Source organism: Imperialibacter roseus (genome assembly GCF_032999765.1).
In the GTDB taxonomy this organism is placed as follows: Bacteria; Bacteroidota; Bacteroidia; order Cytophagales; family Cyclobacteriaceae; genus Imperialibacter; species Imperialibacter roseus.
The window spans coordinates 2,131,550-2,155,842 of record NZ_CP136051.1 but is presented as its reverse complement, the minus strand read 5'-3'; the positions used below and the strand labels follow the sequence as shown (position 1 = coordinate 2,155,842).

Below are 24,293 nucleotides of genomic sequence, written 5' to 3'. Positions count from 1 at the left end.
CTTTGGTTTTTCTTAAGCATTTTTGAAGCAAAAAGCAGCTCTGATGGCAGAATCAAATCAGAAATATCAAATCAGTAATTCGTTTGAATGAAAGACTACAAAAAATACTATATCATACCTGCCTTACCTGAAGAGGTATACGCCGCCCTCACCCACCCTGCCTCGCTCCACGCCTGGACGGGCGAAGAGGCCGAAATGTCTACGGAACCAGGCTCAGAATTCTCACTTTGGGAAGGAAGCATTGTTGGGAAAAATCTCGAGTTTGAAGAGGGAAGAAAGATTGTGCAGCAGTGGTATTTCGGCGAGCAGGAAGAGGCCTCGATTGTGACCATTATCCTTCATCCGCACAAAAATGGCACCTCAGCCGAACTTCGGCACAGCAACATTCCCGATGAGGACTATGACGACATTGTAGACGGATGGAACACCACCTACTTTGGAGCGTTGATTGATTTTTACGAATAAAAAAAGGGAACTTAATCCCTTTTTGATGCTTTCTTAGCTTTCTTCTCAGCCCTTTTCTCTTTCAGGTTCTTGGTGGGCTCCTTTTTCTCGTTACCTTTTTGGGGTGATGTTCCTTTTGCCATGGCTATTTGCTTTCGTTGATGAAGTCTGTGAGAAATGTAGCGTTAATGTGAATAATATCCTTCAAAAGGATGAGATTTTAATTACTGGATGGGGCAAAGGTGTATCAAAACAGCCACCTCGATTCCCCTCAGTCTTCTCACGCAAGGGTCGTTCTGGTGAGTGTCGTCACTCACCAGCCTCAAAACAACCGCTTGGCAAGTGTCTTCACTCGCCAACAACCTCCGCCACGTACCCTACCGCTTTCTCGGCACACTTCTCCCCATCGATGGCTGCCGACACAATGCCACCGGCATAGCCAGCCCCTTCTCCGCAAGGATACAGTCCTTTTACCGCTATATGCTCCAGCGTTTCCTGGTCACGGGGAATGCGCACGGGAGATGAAGTGCGGCTTTCCGGCGCATGCACTACCGCCTCATTGGTCAGGTAGCCCTTCATGGCCTTTCCAAACTCCCTGAAGCCTTCCTGAAGCGTCTTGTAAATAAAGTCTGGCAGCACACTACCCAGCTCCACGGAAGTGACGCCCGGCTTGTACGAAGTCTCCGGCACGTCGGCCGACAGCTTACCGTTAGTGAAGTCCAACAGCCTTTGTCCAGGCACCCGCTGCGTTTGCCCACCTTCCTTCCAGGCCATTTGTTCAATCGACTGCTGAAAAGCCATGGCCGCCAAAGGGCCTTTTTTGGCAAATGCTTTAAAATCCTCTGGCCGAAGCTCGACAACAATACCGGAGTTGGCGCTTGGCTGGTCTCTCTTGGACGGCGACCAGCCATTGGTCACCACCTCGCCGGGACTTGTGGCACAGGGGGCAATCACACCACCAGGACACATACAGAAAGAGTAGACGCCACGGGTGTTGGTTCCGCTACCCACCTGCTTCACGATGCTGTAGGGCGCCGGAGGCAGGTAAGTCCCTCTGTCATCGCATTTGTACTGTATCGTGTCAATCAACGACTGCGGGTGCTCCACCCTCACTCCCAGGGCGAAGGGCTTAAGTTCAATCGCAATCTTCTTTCTGTCCAGCAATTCAAATATATCTCTGGCGGAATGGCCGGTGGCCAAAATCACCTTCTTCGCTTTGATAATATCTCCGGAAGCAGTTGTCACACCCTCAATGGCATCGCCTTTGAGTAAGATATCTGTCACTCTGGTATTAAATTTCACCACACCACCGTGGGCTAAGATGCACTCCCGGATATCGGTAATAATCTCAGGCAATTTGTTGGTCCCGATGTGCGGATGGGCCTCCACGAGTATTTCCTTTGTTGCTCCAAAGCCCACCAACAGTTTCAAAATGCGCTGCACATCGCCCCTTTTCTTACTGCGGGTATACAGCTTACCATCTGAATAGGTGCCAGCTCCTCCTTCTCCAAAACAGTAATTGGAGTCTTCGTTGACAATATGATCGATGTTGATCGCCTTCAGGTCTCTGCGACGGTCACGGACGTCCTTGCCTCGTTCAAGAATAATGGGCTTTCTACCTAATTCTATGCAACGCAGCGCCGCAAAAAGGCCGGCCGGGCCTGCCCCAATGATGACTACTTCTTCGGCTGAAGACACGTCAGGATAGTCTGGCAGCCAGGTTGGCGTTTCCACGAAGTCTTCGTTCACATACACCCGAACAGTGAGATTTACTTTGATGATGCGCTGGCGGGCGTCGATCGACCGCTTGAGCACCTCCACATGCCTGATGTCTGAAAACGGGATGTAGGCCTTCTGGCTGGCCAGCTTATAGAGCGCTTCCTGGTCGGCGGCCTCTTCAGGTAGTACCTGAAACTGAAATTCTTTTTGCAATGCGTATCTTCTTTAAAAACGCAAAGATAGACAATTGGAATGCTAAGAATTGGATTACCTGGAAAACGGGACATGAATCCTCATTGAAGATCAGAGGAGTGAGAAAATATTCGTTAATAGCCTATTTGGTGGCAAAAGGCAACAAGTTGTCTAAGATCTTCCTCCTGATTCGTTTTAATCGACTTCTCCTTTATGAAGGACTTTATTTCATTTGAATACTTTGGAAAAAGTTTTACGATAACTGACCTTTTTGCTCGACTAATCCTTTTGTTCTTGTCTATAAAATAGTAGGCCGTTTGCTTCGTCAGCAGCATGCAGTATCTGGCTTTCTGGTTATAAAGTTCCCTGTAAGTCGGGTATATCCCCCTTTCAATATTTCTAAATGGGGTTATTCCATCACGGTATTGCTCTCCGAAAACCTCGGTCTTCGCAAGTCCCACTACCTGATGAACGCCCAACTGAAGTCTTTTGTCACCGGCTATCGCCTCCACCCACATATTACCGGGAAACGAGTAGAACTCCGACCCTCCGACCGTGATCTTTTTTGTGCCCGTCGGACTGATACTTACGGTATCGCCAGCGTAATTAATATAAAGCATTTCCCTTAAGAGTAAATTATAATTAAGGAGTGCGTTGATAGTAGACCCACTGACCAAATCTACATCTCCGTATTCAAATGAGGCAAACCTGAATACTTCAGATAATGGAATCACTGACTTAGTCACTTCTCCGGGCCTTACTTTGAACTTACGGCCTTCCTGCGCCCTTAAGCTTACGCTTAAAAGCAACATAAACACCAGAAACAAAGAATTTTTCATCTAAAAAGAATATAGCCTCATGCCGCAATAAACTTCAATATCTGAAATTTTCAGACAAAAAACCGTACGAATTGAGGCAAGAAAAATATCCCACTCACACTGGAAGCCTTTACAAGGTGGAGTTGTCTTTTAAAAACCACTCACTAATACAACCATATGAAGGCATCTATTAATATTTTCGTCCTCATGACAGCCACGCTTACCGCCTGCTACTACGACGACCCCGCACCTTACGTCATTTTCAAAGACACCTATGCGGAAGTAATCTACGACGACACTCTTTTTGTTGACCTCAACTCAAAACAGGAGCTGCTGGTGGAGGCCGGTTCAGATGCCAGTAATGTTCGCTATCTGAAACAAAAAAACAATGAAGAGGTCGTGGACATTACAGGCACGGAGCTAGTTCAATATTCAACAACCGGTTGGAATGGCCACAATAACTATGAAAACTCTATTGTCTATTCGTCGTTCCCGGATAGTTTGTATGTTGTTGGCGATGTGCTCAGAATAACAGTCAGGTTCAATTCCAATGGCTGGTACGGAAAGACCCTTTTTTACAAGGTAAAAGAGTAGTTCGGGTTTTACTCCTTCCAAACGAAAAGAACCCGGCCAATAGTCCGGTTATCAACCACCGATGGGGAAAGGGCTTTCAATTCAGGTAATGACTGCGTATTATTAACTATATTGTTTGCACCCTACTTACCTGCTTAAATGACCGACAACTCTTACCTCATCAGTGCGGCTACCATCAAAGAACCGCCTACTACCTTCTTTCAGCGTCTTAAATTCCTTGGGCCGGGCTTTATCCTGTCCGCTTCCATCGTTGGCTCAGGTGAGCTGATCGCTACTACAACCCTTGGTGCGTCGGCAGGTTTTACCGCCTTCTGGATCATTATTGCCAGCTGCCTGATAAAAGTGGCAGTGCAAGTGGAGTTTGGCAAGCACACCATCCTCACCGGAGAAACAGCCATGCAGGCATTAAAGCTGCTGCCGGGCACCAAGTCGGGCAAGGGTAAATGGTCAGTGGTGACCATACTCGGCCTGATGTCGCTAAAGGTGTTCCAGATTGGCGGTATGATGGGCGGATCTGCGCTGGTGCTGAGCATGCTCTTTCCATCTGTAGCCACCATGATCTGGGTGATTTTTGTTGCTTTGCTGGTGGCCAGTATCATTTTCAAGGGCTACTACCTCCCTGTAGAAAAAGCCTCGCTGGTGATGACAGTGCTTTTCACCTGCCTTACCATCGCCTGCCTGATTTTCCTTTCCGACACCCAATACAGCATTTCCATGGCCGACATCTGGAGCGGGCTCCAGTTCGACCTGTCACCCGCCCTGGTAGGGGTAGCCATTGGCGCCTTTGGCATTACAGGCGTTGCCAGCGATGAAATATTAGCCTACACCTACTGGTGCAGGGAGAAAGGCTATGCTGCCTATACCGGCCCTCGTGACGATTCAGACGCATGGCTGCGCAGAGCAGAAGGCTGGACCAAAGTCATGTACCTCGACGCTACTGTTGCCATGATTATCTACACCTCGGTGACTGCTGCCTTTTATCTGCTGGGTGCTGCCGTGCTTAACCACAGCGGCAATGTGCCTGAAGGGCTCAAAATGGTAGAAACCATTGCCACCATTTACACAGAATCGCTTGGCCCTGGCTTCAAAACGATCTTTCTGGTCGGTGCCTTTTTTGTGCTGTTCTCCAGTGTATTTGCCACCCTTGCCTTCTGGACGAGAATGTATGCAGACATTTTCGGGCAGCTTGGCTGGATCGATTTTTTTGACATGGCCGCAAGAAGGAAAACCATCGCTATGCTGGCGTGGATCTTCCCCACAGCCTGGGCCCTGGCCTATTTCTTTGTGGAATCTCCGGTGCTGATGATTCTTTCAGGTGGCATTGTCGGCTCTGTTTTGCTGCTGCTGGTGGCTTTTGCAGCCATTCATTTTAAGTACAAAAGAGAGCAACCCATCACCTCTGGAATGTTGTATAACATCACCCTCTGGATCAGCATAGTAGCCATTGTGGCCGTTGCGATATATGGTTTGATCAAGCTACTCTAACCTACATTTCGACAGAAGGAAAGAAAATAACAAGTATTAATTCGACAATTACGAAATTAATATTAAATTCGTCTTTGTCGAATTAACTTTATTTTATGAAAGGGACAAACCTTGGTGAATTGGAAGAAATGATCTTGCTGGTGGTAGCCTCACTTTTCGACAATGCCTATGGCGTGGTCATCAAAGAAGAGGTTGAGAACAAATGTCAGCGTTCTATCACTATCAGCACGGTACACAACGTGCTGCAACGACTGGCGGAAAAAGACTACCTGGAATCACGGTACAGTGACCCTACACCGGAGCGGGGAGGCAAACGCAAGCTGCTTTTCAGGGTGACTAAATCAGGCCAGGAGGCTCTTGAAAATGCCAAAAGCATTCGTGAGCAAATATGGCAATCTATTCCCAAGGTGGCATTTGACAGGTCATGAAAGAAGTTAAACATCCTCCAAAGTGGGCAGAGCGGGTGCTCAGAAAATTCTGTCACAGTGATCTGTGGGAGGCCATTGAGGGCGATCTGTATGAGATATACCTGTCTGACTTGAAGCAGTTCTCAGCCAGAAAGTCTTCACGTAATTATGTCCTCAATGCCATTGCCTTTCTTCGCTATCACCGCCTTCGCAAAAAGAATTACTCAACAACTCAAAATAATATGGATTTATTACAAAACTATCTCAAAGTGTCGTACCGGGACTTGGTCAGGCACAAAACGTTCACCGCTATCAATATGGTTGGATTGGTGGCAGGGATCTCCACCTGCCTTCTGATCTTACAGTACGTGCTCTTCGAAACCAGCTTTGACAGGTTCAACAAAGATTTTGATCGTATCTACAGGGTGTACAACGACCGGTATCAGGAAGGTGGGCTGGTACAACACGGCACCATCACCTACCCTACTATTGGCAGCGCAATGGCAGCTGAGTATCCCGAGATAGCATCTTATACACGCATGACCGCCGGCTCGTGGATCAACATAACCTATGGCGACGATATTCGGCGTGTGGAAGATTACCTGTGGGCAGATGAGCATTTTTTTGACGTTTTCACCTACCCGCTGATAGCAGGTGATGCACAAACGGCACTTAGCGAGACGGGGAGTGTAGCCATTTCAGAAACTTTCGCCAGATCACTGCTCAAAGGAGGCACTGAGCTTTCAAATTTGATAGGTCAGCCAATCAAAGTGGGGACTGGCGAGCTTCCGGGTCAAATCACCGCTATTTTCGAGGACGTACCGGCCAACTCTCACCTCCAGTTCGGGATGATCGTTTCCTACAAATCATTTATTTTTCTGGCAGGCGAAGCGGCCGACAACAGCTTCACCTGGTCCGACTTCTATCATTACCTGAAGCTAAAACAGGGAGCTGACCCTGAACTACTGGCTGCGAAGTTTGATGACTTTAGTGAAAAATATTTCGAAGGCAATACCGTGTCGGGCAGCGTGGAGAAGTTCGGTCTTCAGCCGCTTTCCGAAGCCAGGTTGTATTCCGACTTCGAATATGAAATAGGCCATACTTCCGATGGCAGGGTGGTATGGCTACTGCTATGCATAGCGTTGATTGTTCTTCTCATTGCGTGGATCAACTTCGTTAACCTCACCACAAGCAGGGCACTACAGCGAGCCAGGGAGGTGGGGGTTAGAAAAGTCCTCGGTGCCCATCGCAAACAGTTGGCCATACAGTTTATGATAGAATCGATAATGGTCAATACCCTGGCGTTGCTTTTATCGCTCGGCTTGGTATTCCTGCTACAGCCAGGCTTTGTTGCCTTAACGGGCGTTGGGCTCACACCTGACATCTTCGCAAATGCCACTTTGCTCAACCTACCAGCCTGGATCATTTTGGCAGCCGGATTCTTTTTGCTGGCCACTTTAGTAGGCATGTATCCTGCCCTGGTGCTTTCACGGTTCAAAAGCAGTGATGTGCTGAAAGGGAAACTGGATACCCGAAGTGGGTCGGCCGGGCTCAGGAAGGTTTTGGTAGTCTTTCAGTTTACCTCAGCTATTATGCTGATTACAGGCACCATTTCCATTACTCAGCAAATTCGCTACATGCAAAACGAGGATCTTGGCGCCCAAATCGACAATATTATCGTCCTCAATGGCCCATCGATGGTCAGGTTCGACAGCACCTTTATTTCCAGGTTTGCTTCATTCAAGAAAAGCCTGATGAGCCTCAGCGGCGTTTCATCTGTCACATCCTCCAGCAGGTTATTCAGTGAGCGAACTGGCAGAATATTTCAGATTGGGTCACCGGAAATTCCTGACCGGGCCGATCTTACTTCCAGCTTTATCCAGGTCGATTACGATTTCGTTGATCACTTCAAGATCAACTTACTGGCGGGCAGGTCGTTTGAACTAACAGACCACAATACCGATTTCAGGCAGCTCAACACCGTGCTGGTAAACAAATCTGCCAGTGAACTGATGCATTTCAACTCTCCGGAAGAAGCCATTGGCAAGTCAATAACGTTCTGGGGCAATAACTGGCGAATCGTTGGAGTGACCGACGATTTTCATCAACGCTCTCTTAAAGAGTCTATTGAGCCGATCATACTGATGCCTGCCTATAGTCCGGAAAACTATATCAGTGTGAGGTTGGAAGGTTCGAATTCCGAAGAAATGCTGTCCGCTATCAGGAGCAAGTTTGATGAGTTCTACCCGGGCAACTACTTTGACTACTTTTTTATGGACGAGTTTTTCAACCGTGCCTATAGTGCCGACAAACGCCTGGAAAGAATTTCGGAGATCTTTACAGGCCTGGCCATTATCATTGCCATGCTTGGGCTCTACGGGCTGGTGCTGATGATGCTCATAAAAAAAACGAAGGAGATTGGAATCAGAAAAGTGCTGGGGGCTTCATTGCCACAGCTTATGCTACTTGTTGTCAAAGATTTCGGCTTACTGCTTGTTGCAGCCATTCTGATAGGCTTACCATCGAGCTATTTCATTCTCAAAGAATGGATGCAAAACTATGCCTATTCAAACGGGGTTCAATGGTCGGTATTTCTGCTCTCGTCAGCGATTCTGCTTAGCATTGCCCTTGCCACTATCACACTCCAAACAGACAGAATAAGTAAAAACAATCCCGTGGATTCTTTAAAATATGAGTAATCAGGTCTGCTTCCCGTATCCAATTGTGTGCGGGAAGCATTGCCCTACTCAATGCCGTTCGTCATTTTGAGCTTACCGCATAGCGACCAAATGGGCAAATTTTTTTATATTGACTTACTACCACCCAAACTTTCAAGGGTATGGTCAAACGAATCTTTTGGTTGCTGCTCTTTCTTTTGCCTCTCGCTGGTCAGGCCAGTTCGATCCTTATACCCATGGATGCCATGCAAAGAAACCATCTCAAGGCCTACGGCATCGCCTACTTGTCTCTCCAAAATGAGATACCCATCAACTGGCTGCTCAACTACCGTGGCGGTAGCTTTCTTTTTCCATACAATCCCCTAGTTGAAAATGAGTGCAGCATCAGGGGTGTATCATTTGAAGTGATCAGCGACGGGGAAACAGCCCTGCTGATGAAAGAAATTGAAAGTCCGAGGGTGAACATGAACTCGGTAAAGATGGAAAAGGAACCCAGAATCGCCGTTTACTCTCCGAAGAACGACATGGTGGAAGACAATACCGACGCTGTGATCACCGCCCTTGACTACGCAGAGATACCCTACACACTTATTTATGATACGGAGGTACTGTCCGATAGCCTGTTGCATTTCGACTGGCTGCACCTCCATCATGAAGACTTTACCGGGCAATTTGGTCGTCACCTGAGACGATCATCGTCGCAGATTGAAGCCAAAATACAAGAAGCCACTGCCGCCTCCTTTGGCTACAGCAAAGTATCAGACATGAAGCTGGCGGTGGCCAAAAAGATTGAGGGCTTCACACTGACAGGCGGCTACCTTTTTGCCATGTGCTCCGGTGCCGAAACCTTCGACATTGCCCTGGCTGCTGAGGGGATCGACATTGTGGAAAGCATGTACGATGGCGACGGCATGGATCCGCAGGCGCAGCAAAAGCTTGATTTCAGCAAGACTTTTGCCTTTACCAACTTTATACTTGACCCGCCCAACTCGAGAAGGTTTTCAAACATCAATACATCGGAAGGTCGGCGCTACTACTACGATGAAAGCTCGGGCTACTTTTCCCTGTTTGACTTCTCTGCCAAGTGGGACATTGTGCCCTCCCTCCTCACCCAAAACCATACGGCCATTGTCAAGTCGTTTTTTGGGCAAACCACCGCTTTTGCAGCCTCCACCGTTAAGTCCGATGTGCTGATCCTTGGCGAAAACAGTGGCGACGGCGAAGTGCGCTACATCTACGGCGAAATGGGCTACGGCCATTGGACCTTCTACAGCGGCCACGACCCCGAACGCTCCCCCGGCGGCTGGCGGGAGCAAACTAACCTCGACCTTTACCCCAACTCACCCGGCTACCGCCTTATCCTGAACAACGTGCTGTTTCCTTCGGCGCAAAAAAAGAAGCAGAAGACGTAAAAGGACTGAAATATTCTAAATTCAAACTTTTTTTTCCTTGAACCTATGCCGCAAACGCTGAGAAAACGAATAACCATATACGCCGGGTCGGCACTTACCTTCTATACCCTGCTTGTTGCAGCCCTCACTTACTTCGAGAGCATGAGCAGTGCCGCCAATATCACAAGCTTTCCAAAGGCGCTATGGTATTCTATAGTTGTGATCACTACAAGAATGTATGGCGAGCTGTTTCCAATCACCGTATATGGCCGGTGGATCGGAATGGTCTTTCTTTTGTTGGGCGTTGTATTCTATTGTTTTCTGATAGCTGCTGGCATCAGCGGCTTGATTCATTTGAGACGAAGATGGAAGCCTGAGAAAAGCTGACCCAGGTAAAAAACATCAGAACTTGTAGCCTGGAAGACGTTACTGAACAATTTAACGAACAGATTCTCATAAAAGGATAATTTTGCCTTACCAAAATATCCAGCCGGTGATAGCAGCAAGCCCTTCCATAACCAGATCAATCCACATCGATGCTCCGCCGTCAAAAGTTTGGGGCACACTCACTGTTCCTGACCTGATGAAAGAATGGATGGCAGAGCCTGAAATGGAGTTGGGAATTCTCACTACCTGGAAAGTGGGGAGTGCCATGGTGGTAAAAGGCTTTCACCATGTGAAGTTTGAGAATAAGGGAACCGTACTAGCCTTTGAACCGAACAAACTGCTCAGCTACAACTACCTTAGCTCAGTATCGAGACTTCCTGATGAGCCTGAAAATTATACCGTTATTGAGTTTACACTGGCAGCTACTGAAGCCGGTACAACATTAGCAATTACGCTGAGCAATTTCCCAACCGAGGCCATTTTAAAACATGTGGATTTCTACTGGGCGGGCACTATCGAAATTATAAAAAAGGTGGCCGAGAGGCGTTAACAACTTTCCCCCTCCCCTTTGCGTCTTTGTGTGCCTACTCCTCCTCTTCTTCCTCCTCCAGCAATTCCTTCAACCTCATCAGCGCCTGCTGATTGCTCACCAGATTGATATTGTCGATGATATTCTTCTTCTCTCTGGTCGTCAGGTGCCAGTTAAGAGAGGCTCTTTCGTTTTGCTTCCTTTCGAGTAATACCTCAGCAGGGAGGTTGCTCTCCCCCTCAAACATGGTGTTGGTGTTATACTCCACCTCTATCTGATAGAGGTTGCCCTTGAACCACTCGGTAGCAAACTCAATCCGGCTGTCGTTGTTGAGGTCCTGGATATTGCCCAGGTTGTTATACACACTGCTGATGGGTGATGAAAACTTCTGCACAATAGACTCTGAGGCCTTTTTCTCTATCTCCGCATTCTTCTGATGGTCTCGCACAGAAAATATCACTACACCGGAAGTGTTTTCCTCAATCCAGTCCCGGAACACATAAACGAATCGAATAGCATCCGATATGCCATAGTTGTCAGAAATGCCGGCGTCCATGATTTCCAGTGGGGGGTCGCTGGGCAACTCTATATTGGGCGTGATATAGGGAAAAGTAGCACTCATTCTCAGCGCACTTAAAAACCGGAGCTCATCCGCATTTTGCTCTTTAAAAAAGCTCCTGAAATCTACCCCTCTTATCTTCGTGATCAATTCCGCATGGGCGCTGGCTGCATTGGTGGTCATAAAACCGACGTCTTGCGTGGAGATATAGAGCTTTCGCCCGTCATTCACTATGGTGGGAGCCATCAACAGCAACGGCACCTCGGCATTGCTCTCAGCTTCCTGATAGTCTTTGAGCTTTTTTTCCATGATCATGTCCGTGTTCCGGTTAAGCTGGTTCTCAAAAGCGTAACCTCTGTCCTTCAGGTAAACCTCTCCTTCATACCTGAAATACTGGAACCGAATAAACATGTCGTTGACAAGCAGACTGAAAATCATCGGATTCAGGTTATCCATGGCGATTTTGGAGAGGTATTGGTTCTCCATGCGGTTTTCTATCTCGCCGTTCTTTTCACGCAGAAAAAGCTCCCGATAATATGCCGCTCCCACAATGCCTCCTGAAGCACCTGTGATCATCATGGTGTTGTCGAGCAAAGTCCCATTCAAAAGGCTGTCCATCTGCTGCATCACCCGCATGGTCCACAGTGCCGCCCGCTGCCCCCCACCACTCACGCACAAGAACACCATCTTGGGCTTTCCGGCCGTCTTTTGCTTAGCCTTCCACTTCTCCAGCACCGGCAGCATCGATTCCACATCGCGGTTGTACACCTCCGGCGTGTTCCGTTCACTTAATGTCTTGATAGAATACTCAGCCCTGCTGCCTTTATAGTTAAGTCCGAAGGCAGGATTGAGGCTCCGAAAAACGTCCATTTTCACAAGGAAATTGAGCAGCAGAAAGGCCGTGATGCTGAAAATAAGCCCCCAGCTGCGAAACCAGTAGCTAATGGCACCGCTAAGCATGATGAAAATAGTGCCAAAGAGGATAGCGCTGGCGGCGGCCGGTATCTGGAAATAAGGATTGTCCATAAAGAAGCCCAACAGCAAAACAACGACAATAATTAAAAGCTCAATCAGCACCAAATTGAAGTGGTTTTGATCAAACACTTTTAAGATGGCTTCCTTGTCATAGAAATCGTTGATGTAAGCAGTCGGTCTTAGCCTGAATTTTTCGTCCCAGTAGAAATCGACTCTGTTTTTACCCTCTCTTACTTCCTTCAACTTATCAAGGGCTCTTTTGCGGTTGACTTTCACCTTTTTCAGGCGTTTATCCACACTACCCGTCAGGTACTTAAAAATGTCTTTGTTCGTCAGTCTGAAGTAGGTGTATAAAAAAGCCAGCATGCCCAGAAACCCTGCCAGATAGCCAAGGATTTTCCAGAAAAGATCGCCAGGCCCTCTGAATTCATTTTCCATTTGAAAACGAAAAATGAAGATCAGGTATGCCACATTCACTATAATAGGCAGCAGGCTATTGTTGATGGAGAACTTGGTAAAAGGTCTTTCCAGCACACCTAAAAAAGAATACTCGTGACCATACAGGATATAGCACGAGATATTGAAAGCTGCGGTAAACCCGCCCATACAAAAACCTACGATAAAGAAGCTCCAAAAGTCTACTCTGTTCAGGTACTCCGGGTCAAGAAAAAGGTATGGAATGCCCAGAATTCTGCCAAAGTTGCCTGTAAACACTGCTACCAGGCTCACCCAAAAGAATAGCATGAACAGGTTACGCCTGACGTGCATAACCAATAATTGTACAGGAAAGGAATAAATGAGTTTATTCCACATCTTTTAACCAGCCCATGCTGCGTTTCACGGCGCTTTTCCACCCGTTGTACAGGCGTTTTCTATCATCCTCCTCCATCTCTGGAGTAAACACTCTGTTGATCTCTCTGTTTTTCACAATTTCCTTTTGACTCCACAATCCTACTTCAATACCCGCCAAAAAAGCGGCGCCCATAGCGGTTGACTCAATAATACTTGGGCGTTCTACATTGGCCCCTAAAATATCGGCCTGAAACTGCATGAGGAAATTGTTGGCCGTAGCTCCACCGTCCACTTTAAGCGTCTTCAGCGACAAGCCAGCATCTTTTTGCATTGCCTCCAGCACATCCTTGGTTTGGTAGGCCATCGATTCCAGCGTGGCTTTTACTAAATGGCTCTTGCCTGTGTCACGGGTGAGGCCGAAAATGGCACCCCTGGCATACATGTCCCAGTAGGGTGCCCCCAACCCGGCAAATGCTGGCACTACATACACACCCTCCGAATCGCCAGCCTTCACAGCAAAGTATTCCGAGTCAGGTGCTTCATCTATCAATTTAAGTCCATCTCTGAGCCACTGCACCGCTGCACCAGCAATGAAAATACTACCCTCAAGAGCGTACGTTACTTTACCGTCAAGCCCCCAGGCAATTGTGCTCACCAGTCCTGAGTGAGACAGCTGCATTTTAGTGCCTGTGTTCATCAGCATGAAGCAGCCTGTGCCATAGGTGTTCTTGGCCATGCCCGGCTCAAAGCAAGCCTGCCCGAACAAGGCCGCCTGCTGATCGCCCGCTATGCCGGCAATGGGTATTTTCACGCCATCCATTTCAAGGTCACCGAAGTGGTGCGACGACGGCTTCACCTCAGGCAGCAGCGATTCAGGCACTTTGAGGGCTTTCAGCAGCGTGTTGTCCCATTCCAGTTTCTTTATATTATAAAGCAGGGTTCTGGAGGCATTGGTGTAGTCAGTGACGTGTTTCTTCCCATTAGTGAGCTTCCACACCAGCCACGAGTCGATGGTACCAAATGCAAGCTCTCCCTTCTCCGCCCGTTTCCTGGCTCCTTCCACGTTGTCGAGGATCCACTGCACTTTTGTACCGGAGAAATAGGCATCAACTACCAGTCCGGTGTTCTCCCTGATGTATTGCTCATGGCCATCGGCTTTCAGCTTTTCGCAAATCTCAGCTGTGCGACGATCCTGCCACACAATGGCGTTAAAAATGGGCTCACCCGTCTTTCTGTCCCACACCACAGTGGTTTCCCTTTGGTTGGTAATGCCAATGGCGGCGATCTGCGACGGTGCTACCTTGTGATCGGCCAGTGCCTTTTTGAACACCTCCCATTGTGTAGCCCAAATCTCGTCGGGGTCGTGCTCGACCCAGCCTGGCTTGGGAAATATTTGTCTGAATTCTTTCTGAGCGCTGCCGAGAATGCTCCCATCAGCATTGAAGATGATCGCACGTGAACTTGTAGTGCCCTGGTCGAGGGCTACGATATACTTTCCTTGCATCATTCGGGTGTATTAGGGTAAACTTTTGCATCAAAGTAATAAAAAAAAGATAGTCAGACGTATCTTCACGGCAGTTATAAATGGCTAAATACAGAAGTGGCTGCATGACCGAGGAATCTTACGATATAATCTCCAGGGACGGACTCAACCTAAAGGGTCGCTCCTGGTTGCCCAACATGGAGCCATCAGCTTTGATCTGCCTTGTGCACGGGCATGGGGAACACATAGGCAGGTACCAGCATGTTGCAGAGTTTTTTACACAGCAAGGCATGGCTGTGTTCGGTATGGATCTTCGTGGGCATGGTCATTCCGAAGGAAAAAAAGGCCATACCCCGTCCTACGACCTGCTGCTTGAAGATGTGGAAGACTTGATGAAGTCTGCCAGAGTGGAGTTCATAGAAACGCCTATGTTTCTCTACGGCCATAGCATGGGGGGCAACATGGTCGTGAACTTTCTCACCTCAAAAAAGACACTTGAACTGCAGGGGGCTATTCTTTCCTCGCCTTTTTTAAGGCTGGCCATGTCCCCTTCACCACTGCTATTGAAGTTGGCGAAAATCATGCGAAATATCTGGCCATCCTTCAGTGCGTCCAGTGGGCTGGATCCCAACGGAATCTCATCGATAGCAGCAGAAGTAGAGAAATACAAAAATGATCCCATCGTACACGACCGGATTACTTCTCAGCTTTCATTGAGCTTAATAGAAGCAGGAGAAAAGGCCATTGGAAAGGCTGGAGAACTCAATATTCCCGTGCTGGCCTTTCACGGCGGACAGGACAAAATCACCAGCATGGAAGCAACAAAAGAGTTTGCTTCAAAGGCGCCGGGCTACGTTACTTTTCATCTGTGGGAAACGGCTAAACACGAGACGCACTACGATGTAGACCGGGAAAAGGTGCTTCAACTGGTGGCCGATTGGGTTCGGCAACAACTTGCTTAGCCAACCCAAAAAATTCGGTTAGCCAGCGAATGTAAGGAAGCCCTCTTTCAGCTCAGTTTCGGGTAGCGTCGTCACATTTTTCAACAGGTAATCGACCACCCCTTTTTTGAAGCCCATTTTTTTGGCCACTTCATACATAAAGGTTTGTTCCTCGGGCTCAATCACTCCGTCGGCAACCACCACCCTTCCACAGCTCAGCATCAATTCAATTTTCTGCGTCAAATTCAGCATTTCGAGCGACCCAGTAGGCGTTGGATTGTTGATCATACGGGCTATTTCAGAGTTCTTGGCCCCACGACTGGAAGCAAACTTCATCAGGTAAGCTTTTTCGCTAAGGTCGAATTTATTATCAGACAGGGCGAGTTCAATCAGCAGACTGACTTGCTTTCTTAATACGTAATCCATGCAATCAAAAAATGATTTATTTAAAGATAGCTAAAAAAATCAAATTGAAGAGAACATGGTGTTTGGCTAACTGGGAGTGTTGGCGGTTCGTTTCGTTACTGTTTAAGTTGACGGTGACTGAAGGAGCAGACCAATGCCCTATCTATGTTGCTAGTCACCGAGCGACTGAAGCAATCCTTTGACTACGGAGCCATGTTCTAACAGACAGATTGCCACATCACTCTGCCAGTAGCCACACAATCAATATTCGGAACATTAACTCGCAATCACCGGCATGGAGTGTTGAGTGCTTCGACCTACTCCGTCCTCAACGTATCCACCGGATTAATTTTCGCCGCAGCCAGCGCTTTGAATGTGACCGACAATAGCGCAATTACCAGGCTGAGGAAAATCGCAGCTACGTACACAAGTGGCTGCACCTCCACCCTGTATTCAAACCCATCCAACCACTCTGAGGTATAGTGGAATGCTATCGGCGCAGCTGCTATAAACGCAACAGCCACCAGCACTACAAACTCTCTCGAAATAATATAAAAGATGTTAAACACACCAGCTCCAAGCACTTTCCTGATACCGATCTCCTTCATGCGCTGGTTAGTGACGAACGATACCAGGCCATAAAGCCCCAGACAACCAATAAAAATAGCGATGCCGGTAAAAACGCCTATCACCTTTGCCAGCCGTTGCTCAGCTTCATAAAAACTCCTGATTGTTTCATCCAAAAACTGATATTTGAACGGCTCGTTGGGAAACATGTCGTTCCAAATCTTCTCTATGCTGGCCAACGATTCTTTCGCCTGCGACATATTGAGCTTGACCCCAACCTCCACAAAAGACTCCGGATTGGCGGAGATGTAGCCTGCTTTCATAGGCTCTCTCAGCCCGTTGGTATGATAGTTCTCTACTACGCCCACAATCGGCACACCTGATTCACCAAGCAGCACTTTAGCATTCAGCGCCTCCTCAGGGCTGGCAAACCCCATTTCCTCAATCATTTTCCTGTTGGCGACAATTTCGGTAACCGAATCATCTCTAAGAAAGCCCCTGCCAGCCAGAAAGGTAAGCTGGTACATGTCGATATAATCTTTATCGCCGAATTTCAGCTCTGCGGAATACGGTGTATCCTCTGATGAACCCTCGAATGAATAGGTGCTCACCCAGCGGCTGCGAGAGCTGGGGCTCCCGTTTTGCAACGTGGCCATTTCTACGCCACTCACGTTTTTAACAGCGCCTTTGAATGCTGCGCCTTTGCCCTGCTTTCCTTTTGGAAACTGAATATTGATAACGCCTTCTTTGGCAAAACCCAGGTCCTTGTTGATGAAATAATCCATTTGAGAAAAAATCACAAAAAGACCGATGATCAGCACCTGCGAGATCAAAAACTGGAACATGACAAGTATCTTTCGCAATACACTTCCCTTTCCCGTTTTCCCCGACAACCCGCTTCTGATCACTTGCGAAGGACGAAACCTTGCCATGACCAAAGAGGGGTACAAACCAGAAATCAACACCACGGCTACGAGAAGAAACACAAGAAAGCCAATCGCCATGGGGTCGTTGAACAAACTAAAATGAAACGGAAAGCCGATAAGGTCTTCCACATACGGTTTCAACAGATAAGCCAGTGGAATCGATAACAGCAGAGAGACAAGTGCCAGCAAGGTGGTTTCTCCCAGAAACTGCCCAATCAGGTTACCGGAAGAACTGCCGAGCACTTTCTTGATGCCTACTTCCTTGCCCCTTTTCATCGCATTGGCCGTGGCAAGGTTAATGAAATTGATGCAGGCGGTGAGCAGCAAAAAGGCCCCCAGCACCATCATACCGGTGATGGTAGTGCTCGAAATCGTCCTGGAGTTGTAGTTGCTAAAATGGTTATCGAAATGCACCTGGCTCAAAGGCTGGAGCTCGAAATTAAAGAACTTGGCAAAGAAAGAGCCTGCATTTTTCGCTATCAGGGTGTCGATCTGCGATTGAAAACCAGTGGTATCTGCCTGCTCCGCCAGCATGAAATACGTGTTCATGGAATTATCGAGTCTATTCCATGAAGTGAAGTCTACCTGCTCCTTAAGCGTTTCCTGCGATACCACGATAGTAAAAGGAAAGTCAGTGTTGGGAGGAAAGTCTTTCAGAATGCCAGCCACCGAAAGCGTGAAATCATTGTCCATTACCAGTGCTTGCCCGACTGCCTCCGATGGGTCACTTGTGGCAAAAAACTTTTTGGCGATCGACTCAGAAAGAAACACCTTTCCCGGCAGACTAAGGTCGTTCACATCCCCGGAGAGCATCTCAAAGCTGAACATCTTAAAAAAGGAAGGCCCCAAAAGTGCCACTCCTTCCGTCTCAGCAAACTCCCGCTTTTGTCCATCTGCTTCTATCACAAAATTTCCAGACCGCCGATAGTAGGTACAGGCGCTTTCTTCCACGCCGGGCACTTCGGCCTCAAGCGCTTCCCCCAGCGGCCCTGGTGTAGCGGTCAAAAATGAAAAGCCACCCTTTTGGCTGGTTTGGCTGTTGACCCGGTAAATCCTGTTGAGATTGACATGAAACTTATCATAGCTCATTTCCTGCTTCACCACCAGAAAGATGATGATAGCCGACATGATGCCGAGCGTCAGGCCCAGAATGTTGATGAACGTGAAGGCTTTGTCTTTTTTGAAAACCCGGAAGGCAGTGCGTAAAAAAGTGGTCATTGATCGTTCGATTAGTCGCCTCCAAGGTACGCTAACAATGAGTCGCCTGATGTTAACGACCGGTTAAAAAGCGTTAAGAAGTGTTAAAAAAATCAGAAACCGCCAATAGTAAACAGGGCTAAAGCTGTTGAAAAACACCTAAACTCACTCCCAAAGCTGTTTTTTTACCCCGACCCCAAAGGGAGAGCCTGACTAGCCGTAACAGCTTTTAAAATCTTCTTTCCTCCCTTTAGGGTCGGGGTAAAGAAAGAAGATTTTAAAAGGTTTGCTCAATTACTTTTGCCCTGCACTAATAGTCCTTCAATTATATAGGTAATTAAACCCTACTCCATCGTGCCTTCATAAATCGCATTGAAGATGAGCTTGTAAGTAGCTCTTGGCTGGCCTCTGAACTGCGGACGGAAAGCGAACAACACAATGCTGCCACTGCCATAACCCGCTTTGATCACTGCAGCCTTAGAACCAATATACTTTTCCTGCCCCATGGCCCAGCCACTCATCAGCAGCTTATCCTTGGCATAGGTAGCCACTATCTCAAGCGGCGGCTCAGGTGCTTCTTTCACCGATGGTTCTTTTCCTCCTTCTCCTTCGTTCTCCTTCACTACCCTGCTATAAGCACGGCTTTGGTTAAATGAAGCTGCCACTTCTGACTGCACACCGTAAGCCAGGCTGTGATTAGTATCCACATTGGTTCTAATGAGTGAGCCGGGTATAAAGAAGGTGTTAGGCGATAGTCCGTTGGTGGTGCTGCGCAGCGACAGACCAAACTGGTCTACAGCAAAGTCGCTGGCCTCATCAAAGGTGATGAGCTGACCGCCTTTGGCCACGTAGTTCTTGATGGCTGCGAGCCCATCGATGCCCATACCACCTGTGTATTCCGGCGGCATAAAGCCAAACGAGTAGCCATTGAGGATGCCATCAGGACGCTGGTCAGGGATAATGATGGCGTCATACTGTGAAAGATCCTTGGTGCGCACATCGTTGTCGTGCAGCGTATCCAGCGGGAAGCCGTAGTCCTGCAGCAACCAGCGAGTCCAGCCTTCGTCCATATTGGCCTGCCATGTTTTGTACAAACCAACTTTTGGCAGCTTGATGGCTTTCAGCGTGCCTTCGGGCTTGGCTGCAAGGCCAGCGAAGTCTACACCATACGTTTTCGACGCTTCCGAAACATTGGCATCGGTAGAGCCACTCTTTTCTACAACAAAGGTACCAGCAGCCATGTCGCCTTGCTTTGCTGCCAGTCTGCTTACCTTTTCGCCCTTGGCCAACAGGAAGTTAATGGCTTTGATCGCTGCGTTTTCATTGGTGGTGAGGCTATAACCGTAGCCCGACTTGCCCGATACCTTACCGGCTGTAACAGGCTCTCTTGTCTTTATTTCCTCAGTACTGGCAGTGAATTTCTCCATTACCTTATCGACCGTCACGCCCATTTGCATAGGCAATGTCCAGCCGGCCAGGTCATAAGGAGGAATTGGAGGGCCTCCCGGGCTGATTCTAAGGTCAGGATAGCTTTGCTTCTCCATCAAATCGACCAGATAAGGACGAAATGCCTGCGCTGAATAAGCAATATAAGAGCCTGCGGCATATTGCTTTCCATTCGCCATAAACGACTTCGTTGCCTTGTGCATTTCCACACCACCTTGACGCAAAATATTCACCAGGTTGCGGGCCTCCCCTCTATCGAACTGCTCTGCAGGGATCACGTAGGCAAAGCTATTCTCCAGCAGCTTCGCTTCGATGGCATCTTTCCCCATGCTATAGATATTGTACAGGTAATGCTCCTTGCGGTCGGCGGCAAGGTCAAGCACAGCCAGCGAGCCTGTGATCATATAGTCCACAGCGTCTCTGAAATGCGACTCCCCACCCTTCCATGGGTCGGAGTAGAAAATGTGCGTGCCGTCGGTAGGCTTCGAGCCGCCCAGGCCACGGATATACTTGGGAATAGAATCGGGATCGTAGAAACGGGGTGTTGGCGTGGCGTGGCCTGTTTCGGTAAGAATACCAATCATATTGTGAAAATAAGGCACGGTGCGCATGCCACCATTCCACCACATGCTAAAGGTGTGGTTCGAAATCACACCGGGCATTCTTTCCAGTGCAAAGCGGTTGGCCATGGCTGTGCCCACGAAGTTGGTGCCCGTGGTAGCGCCGGGGTGAATATTAGGGTTGACCGGATTATCGAATGGGGGAAGGAAAATCCTTGCCCAGCCTGGTGACGTTTGGTGCTGGTTGTACACAATCTGCGGATACCACTCGTTGTAAAGCACTTCGTTCACGTGGTAGCTCTCCGGCATGTTGTTCATGAACCAGTCACGGTTGTTGTCGTGGCCAATGAAGTGGTGGTACAACCATGGTGGGTTCGTCGTTTCCCATGGTGTGCCCAGGTTCTTTTTGTACCAGCTCTCCACGATATTCAGTCCATCAGGGTTCATGCTGGGCATCAAAATGAAGATAACCTCTTCACGGATTTTCTTCATCTCGGATGTTTCTTCCGTAGCCACCCGGTAAGCCAGCTCCGGCGTCATTTGGGCACCGGCACGCTCAGTAGCATGCAGGCCGCCATCGATCCAGATGACTGCCTTGCCTTCCTCGCTGTACTTGCGGGCAGTGGCTTCATCTACCCTCACCCGGGCCAGGTCTTCACTTATCTTTCGGTATTTCTCAAGGTTTTTGATGTTGTCTTCGCTCGAAATAAACACCACCACCATCGGTTTGCCGAGCGTGGTTTTGCCAATCTCCTTCATCAGCACCCTGTCCGACGCTGCATCCAGCTTCTGGAAATAATCCATCTGCTGCTGGTGATTGAACAGTTTGTAGTCGGCGCCCACCTGGAAGCCGAAATGTGACTCTGGGGTCGGGACAGTTGTCGTAATCTGGGCAAATGTTGTGTTGACCATCATCAGGCAAAAGGCTGATAGCATGGCCAGGAATGCTCTTTTTAGATACATAAGATTATCAAGTAGTTAACGAATAATTGCTGTTTATCTGGTGCCTGAAATAAGAGCCTGCCGTCTTCAAATCCAAAGAATGGAGGGAGAATTGGAACAGCGGAGGATATAGCGAATTTTGCCGGTAATTTGTTTTGTGGGCGGGCTGGTGAAGGGACTGCATATGGTGCACTCGTTGCACGAATTCGCTTAACACCACATTAGCTGTCATTACGGAGATTTTCCAATCAATCTATATTTCTGTGAGGTCAAATAAATACGGTTTGGTCAAATAAAAAAGCAAAACTGGTTCAATGCGTCCCGCTTGGACCTTTTGCTTTTTTATGACCAATCAACTTTTGATACGGTCATCCATTAACAGGGTCAATTAATGAAAATATCCTTTTGAGTTTTAGTCCTCTGCTCGAGTGCTGAAACTGGCAAATAGCACTGAACGCTAGTTCGAGCCACAGGCTCGAACTTCCCCACCTTCTATAATGTATCCGATAGACTCATTCCCAATACGCATCCTTTTTTTGCTTGATATCAATATGTATTCGGCAGTATATTGTTTTAAAAAAGCTATTGAGTAGGAAATATAAGTTTCTAAACAAAGAAGGGCTGTACTTTGTGAGCTTTGCTACTGTGTATTGGCTTGACGTCTTCACCCGGGATGGATACTTCCAGACAATAATTGAAAATTTGGATTTTTGCAGAAAAGAAAAAGGGATGGAGATCTATTGCTGGTGCATTATGCCCAGCCACGTTCACCTCATTTTCCGTGACAAAAATAACAATCCTGGTAAGCTGCTTGGGCAATTCAAAGCCCATACGTCAAAGGAAATTCAAAAGGACATTGAAATCAACCCTCAAGAAAGCAGGAAAGAGTGGCTACTGTGGATGATGGAAAGAGCCGCCCGGAAAAATACTAACGTAAAAGTGAGGCAGTTCTGGCAGCAACACAATAAGCCGATCGAACTTTGGAGTTCCCACGTTATAGATCAGAAAGTAGACTACATCCACAATAATCCGGTAGAGGCTGGTTTTGTGTTAGAACCATGGCATTGGAAGTATAGCAGTGCCATTGACTACAGTGGAGGAAAGGGTCTGTTGGAGATTGATTTGTTATAGAGGAGTCGGCTAATGGTACGAGTCACAGACTCGCACCAGCCTTCCATACTATTTCCAGCTTAGCTGCTAGAAATAGGCTTGTCTTACGAAGATTTTCTTGAATCGCTTGTTGAACTCCCATTAACTTAACATCAACTCCAGCCAACAAAACACTTTTCCTCGTATCTTTATGAACATGCGCTGTTTTCTGCTCATCGGCTTCCTCTTCCTTGGTTTGGCTGCCTCAGCCCAGGACACACCTGCGCCCAAGCCACCCACGGGCCTGATCCAGAAAAGCATCTTCTTTGGGGGCGGCAGCTATTATGTGGACGAAGAACAAACCCAGGAACTCTTTCAACTGCTCGACACCATCCCCAATATTGAGCTTTACCAGATCAGCATCTACAGCCACACCGACAATATCGGCGGGCAGCTTTACAACAAATGGCTCTCAGAAATGCGCAGCCAGGCGGCCCTGCAAAAGCTCATCATCATGGACATCCCACTGGAAAACATCTCCATCAAGGCTTTCGGGCAGGAAAACCCCTACTTCGACAACAAAAAATGGGAAGGTAAGCTGCTCAATCGCCGGGTGGACATTATTTTCTGGCCGATTGTTTTTTAGGTACAAGCAGGCTTACGTTTTTGAAAGACAGCCTGGTATTTGTCACGACGTTAAAGTCCGCAAATAGCACTGACCCCAGCAGCAGTGATTCGTCGCTAAGGAACGACCAGGTCAGAAAAGTACCAACATCTTTATTTCAGGGAATATTCCTTGCGCAGCGCCAACAGTATGGCAGCGTTCACATCCATGTAGGTATTGAACGGAATCATGCGGGTAGATTTAAGATTATTGGTGTGGTAATAGCCCAAAGCATTGGTTATGTCGAGCCTGTTGATTTTTTCCGGCTGCGAGAGATGGAACGGAATATATTCGTCGCTGTCTTCATATTCCGCCATCCTGTCAAAGATACCATTGCTGAGCAGTTCGTATTGAAAATCGTAATCCATGTGGTTGATCATAATAGGTTCGATGTATTCATGATAAACCGACGCTTCCAGGGCCTGCCTTTCCATGAGGTAATCAATGGCCACCGAGAGATCGCCCACCAGCTTTTGTAATTCCCTGCTTTTGAAATACCTGAGGGAGCCCGAGCTTTTTAGCTGCTCTAACACCACCGTTCTGGGTGTGAAGATCACCGGTGTTCTCACCGTAGTGGCCCAAAGAAAATTGATTGAAAGATCTTTCGAGGTAGAGGTAAGAGCACTGTCCTTGAAAAACCTTACCATGTATTCAATCGCCTGTTCTTTTTTGATTCTGCCTGCCACTTTCGTCACCACCGTGACTGAGTCATTTTTTAGCTCCTCGTAAAAGCTCTTGGCCAGCTCGTTTGCCTGCTGACGTTCAAAGTATTCCTCCCGCAAATTGTCGGCAAGGAATCCGAAAAAGACAGCCAAAAACAATAAGACAAATTCGAAAACATATTTTTTCCAACGCCGGGGCCCATTGAATGGGCTGAGTGGGTTGGCGATTTCAGAGGAGCTCATGAGCGTGCTAGGAAAGTGAGTTGAGAAAGGCCAATAAAAGAGATTCGGGCATAGCTGGTTTGCTATCAAAGATAATCAGGCGCCCAATAATATCTTACTGCCAGAGCGTAAATTAACCTTCCCCCGCCGTGGCTCGTGTCTTCACGAGCGACCTCCTGTGTTAGTCATTATTACCGCTCCTCAACCGTCGGATAGACA

Annotated in this window: 19 protein-coding genes; 11 read left to right on the top strand and 8 right to left on the bottom strand. The window is 47.9% G+C overall.

Features of this window, described 5'->3' with window-relative positions:
* The first annotated feature begins 87 nt into the window (after positions 1-87).
* Positions 88-465, top strand: a complete 378-nt coding sequence (locus tag RT717_RS09200) for an SRPBCC domain-containing protein (protein ID WP_317491442.1) — start codon at positions 88-90, stop codon at positions 463-465.
* 327 nt (positions 466-792) lie between these two features.
* Here the strand turns inward: RT717_RS09200 and RT717_RS09195 are convergent, their stop codons facing one another.
* On the bottom strand, positions 793-2,376 hold the full coding sequence (locus RT717_RS09195; RefSeq protein ID WP_317491441.1) for an NAD(P)/FAD-dependent oxidoreductase: 1,584 nt from the start codon (positions 2,374-2,376) through the stop codon (positions 793-795).
* Positions 2,377-2,489: 113 nt separating this feature from the next.
* On the bottom strand, positions 2,490-3,194 hold the full coding sequence (locus RT717_RS09190; protein ID WP_317491440.1) for a hypothetical protein: 705 nt from the start codon (positions 3,192-3,194) through the stop codon (positions 2,490-2,492).
* 156 nt (positions 3,195-3,350) lie between these two features.
* Between RT717_RS09190 and RT717_RS09185 the strand changes: the two genes are divergently transcribed.
* The 7 genes from RT717_RS09185 (at position 3,351) to RT717_RS09155 (ending at position 10,665) form a co-directional block, all read left to right on the top strand.
* The gene (locus RT717_RS09185; protein ID WP_317491439.1) at positions 3,351-3,767 is read left to right on the top strand and encodes a hypothetical protein; all 417 of its coding nucleotides are present in this window, start codon (positions 3,351-3,353) and stop codon (positions 3,765-3,767) included.
* A 138-nt stretch (positions 3,768-3,905) separates the two neighbouring features.
* Entirely contained in the window at positions 3,906-5,252 is a 1,347-nt protein-coding gene (locus tag RT717_RS09180) for an Nramp family divalent metal transporter (protein ID WP_317491438.1), read from the top strand.
* Positions 5,253-5,347: 95 nt separating this feature from the next.
* Positions 5,348-5,680: a helix-turn-helix transcriptional regulator gene (locus tag RT717_RS09175; protein WP_317491437.1), complete on the top strand. Its 333-nt coding sequence runs from the start codon at positions 5,348-5,350 to the stop codon at positions 5,678-5,680.
* Entirely contained in the window at positions 5,677-8,358 is a 2,682-nt protein-coding gene (locus tag RT717_RS09170; protein ID WP_317491436.1) for an ABC transporter permease, read from the top strand. Before RT717_RS09175 ends, RT717_RS09170 begins: the two co-directional genes overlap by 4 nt.
* Before the next feature lie 140 nt (positions 8,359-8,498).
* A complete protein-coding gene (locus RT717_RS09165; RefSeq protein ID WP_317491435.1) occupies positions 8,499-9,749 on the top strand; it encodes an asparagine synthetase B in 1,251 nt (416 codons plus the stop codon).
* A gap of 45 nt (positions 9,750-9,794) precedes the next feature.
* Positions 9,795-10,115: a potassium channel family protein gene (locus tag RT717_RS09160; RefSeq protein WP_317491434.1), complete on the top strand. Its 321-nt coding sequence runs from the start codon at positions 9,795-9,797 to the stop codon at positions 10,113-10,115.
* An 82-nt stretch (positions 10,116-10,197) separates the two neighbouring features.
* A complete protein-coding gene (locus RT717_RS09155) occupies positions 10,198-10,665 on the top strand; it encodes an SRPBCC family protein (protein ID WP_317491433.1) in 468 nt (155 codons plus the stop codon).
* Positions 10,666-10,699: 34 nt separating this feature from the next.
* Here the strand turns inward: RT717_RS09155 and RT717_RS09150 are convergent, their stop codons facing one another.
* Positions 10,700-12,946 (bottom strand): patatin-like phospholipase family protein, encoded by a 2,247-nt coding sequence (locus tag RT717_RS09150; protein ID WP_317491432.1) that lies wholly within the window; start codon positions 12,944-12,946, stop codon positions 10,700-10,702.
* Positions 12,947-12,980: 34 nt separating this feature from the next.
* Positions 12,981-14,474: a glycerol kinase GlpK gene (gene glpK, locus RT717_RS09145; RefSeq protein ID WP_317492352.1), complete on the bottom strand. Its 1,494-nt coding sequence runs from the start codon at positions 14,472-14,474 to the stop codon at positions 12,981-12,983.
* Positions 14,475-14,554: 80 nt separating this feature from the next.
* Between glpK and RT717_RS09140 the strand changes: the two genes are divergently transcribed.
* Complete coding sequence (locus tag RT717_RS09140) at positions 14,555-15,415, top strand: alpha/beta hydrolase (protein WP_317491431.1); 861 nt, start codon at positions 14,555-14,557, stop codon at positions 15,413-15,415.
* 18 nt (positions 15,416-15,433) lie between these two features.
* On the opposite strand, the gene RT717_RS09135 is transcribed toward RT717_RS09140, so the two are convergent.
* From RT717_RS09135 to RT717_RS09125, 3 genes are all read right to left on the bottom strand, one after another.
* Positions 15,434-15,820, bottom strand: coding sequence for a tellurite resistance TerB family protein (locus RT717_RS09135; RefSeq protein WP_317491430.1), 387 nt, complete (start codon positions 15,818-15,820; stop codon positions 15,434-15,436).
* A gap of 296 nt (positions 15,821-16,116) precedes the next feature.
* On the bottom strand, positions 16,117-18,510 hold the full coding sequence (locus RT717_RS09130) for an ABC transporter permease (protein ID WP_317491429.1): 2,394 nt from the start codon (positions 18,508-18,510) through the stop codon (positions 16,117-16,119).
* Between the two features lie 323 nt (positions 18,511-18,833).
* The gene (locus RT717_RS09125) at positions 18,834-21,458 is read right to left on the bottom strand and encodes a M14 family metallopeptidase (RefSeq protein WP_317491428.1); all 2,625 of its coding nucleotides are present in this window, start codon (positions 21,456-21,458) and stop codon (positions 18,834-18,836) included.
* A gap of 564 nt (positions 21,459-22,022) precedes the next feature.
* Between RT717_RS09125 and RT717_RS09120 the strand changes: the two genes are divergently transcribed.
* Together RT717_RS09120 and RT717_RS09115 are read left to right on the top strand one after the other, a co-directional pair.
* A complete protein-coding gene (locus RT717_RS09120) occupies positions 22,023-22,568 on the top strand; it encodes an REP-associated tyrosine transposase (RefSeq protein WP_317491427.1) in 546 nt (181 codons plus the stop codon).
* Between the two features lie 175 nt (positions 22,569-22,743).
* Positions 22,744-23,172 carry an OmpA family protein gene (locus RT717_RS09115; protein ID WP_317491426.1) on the top strand — a complete coding sequence of 143 codons (429 nt, stop codon included), beginning with the start codon at positions 22,744-22,746 and terminating at the stop codon, positions 23,170-23,172.
* A 131-nt stretch (positions 23,173-23,303) separates the two neighbouring features.
* Here the strand turns inward: RT717_RS09115 and RT717_RS09110 are convergent, their stop codons facing one another.
* Positions 23,304-24,095 carry a hypothetical protein gene (locus RT717_RS09110; RefSeq protein ID WP_317491425.1) on the bottom strand — a complete coding sequence of 264 codons (792 nt, stop codon included), beginning with the start codon at positions 24,093-24,095 and terminating at the stop codon, positions 23,304-23,306.
* Positions 24,096-24,293: the final 198 nt, after the last annotated feature.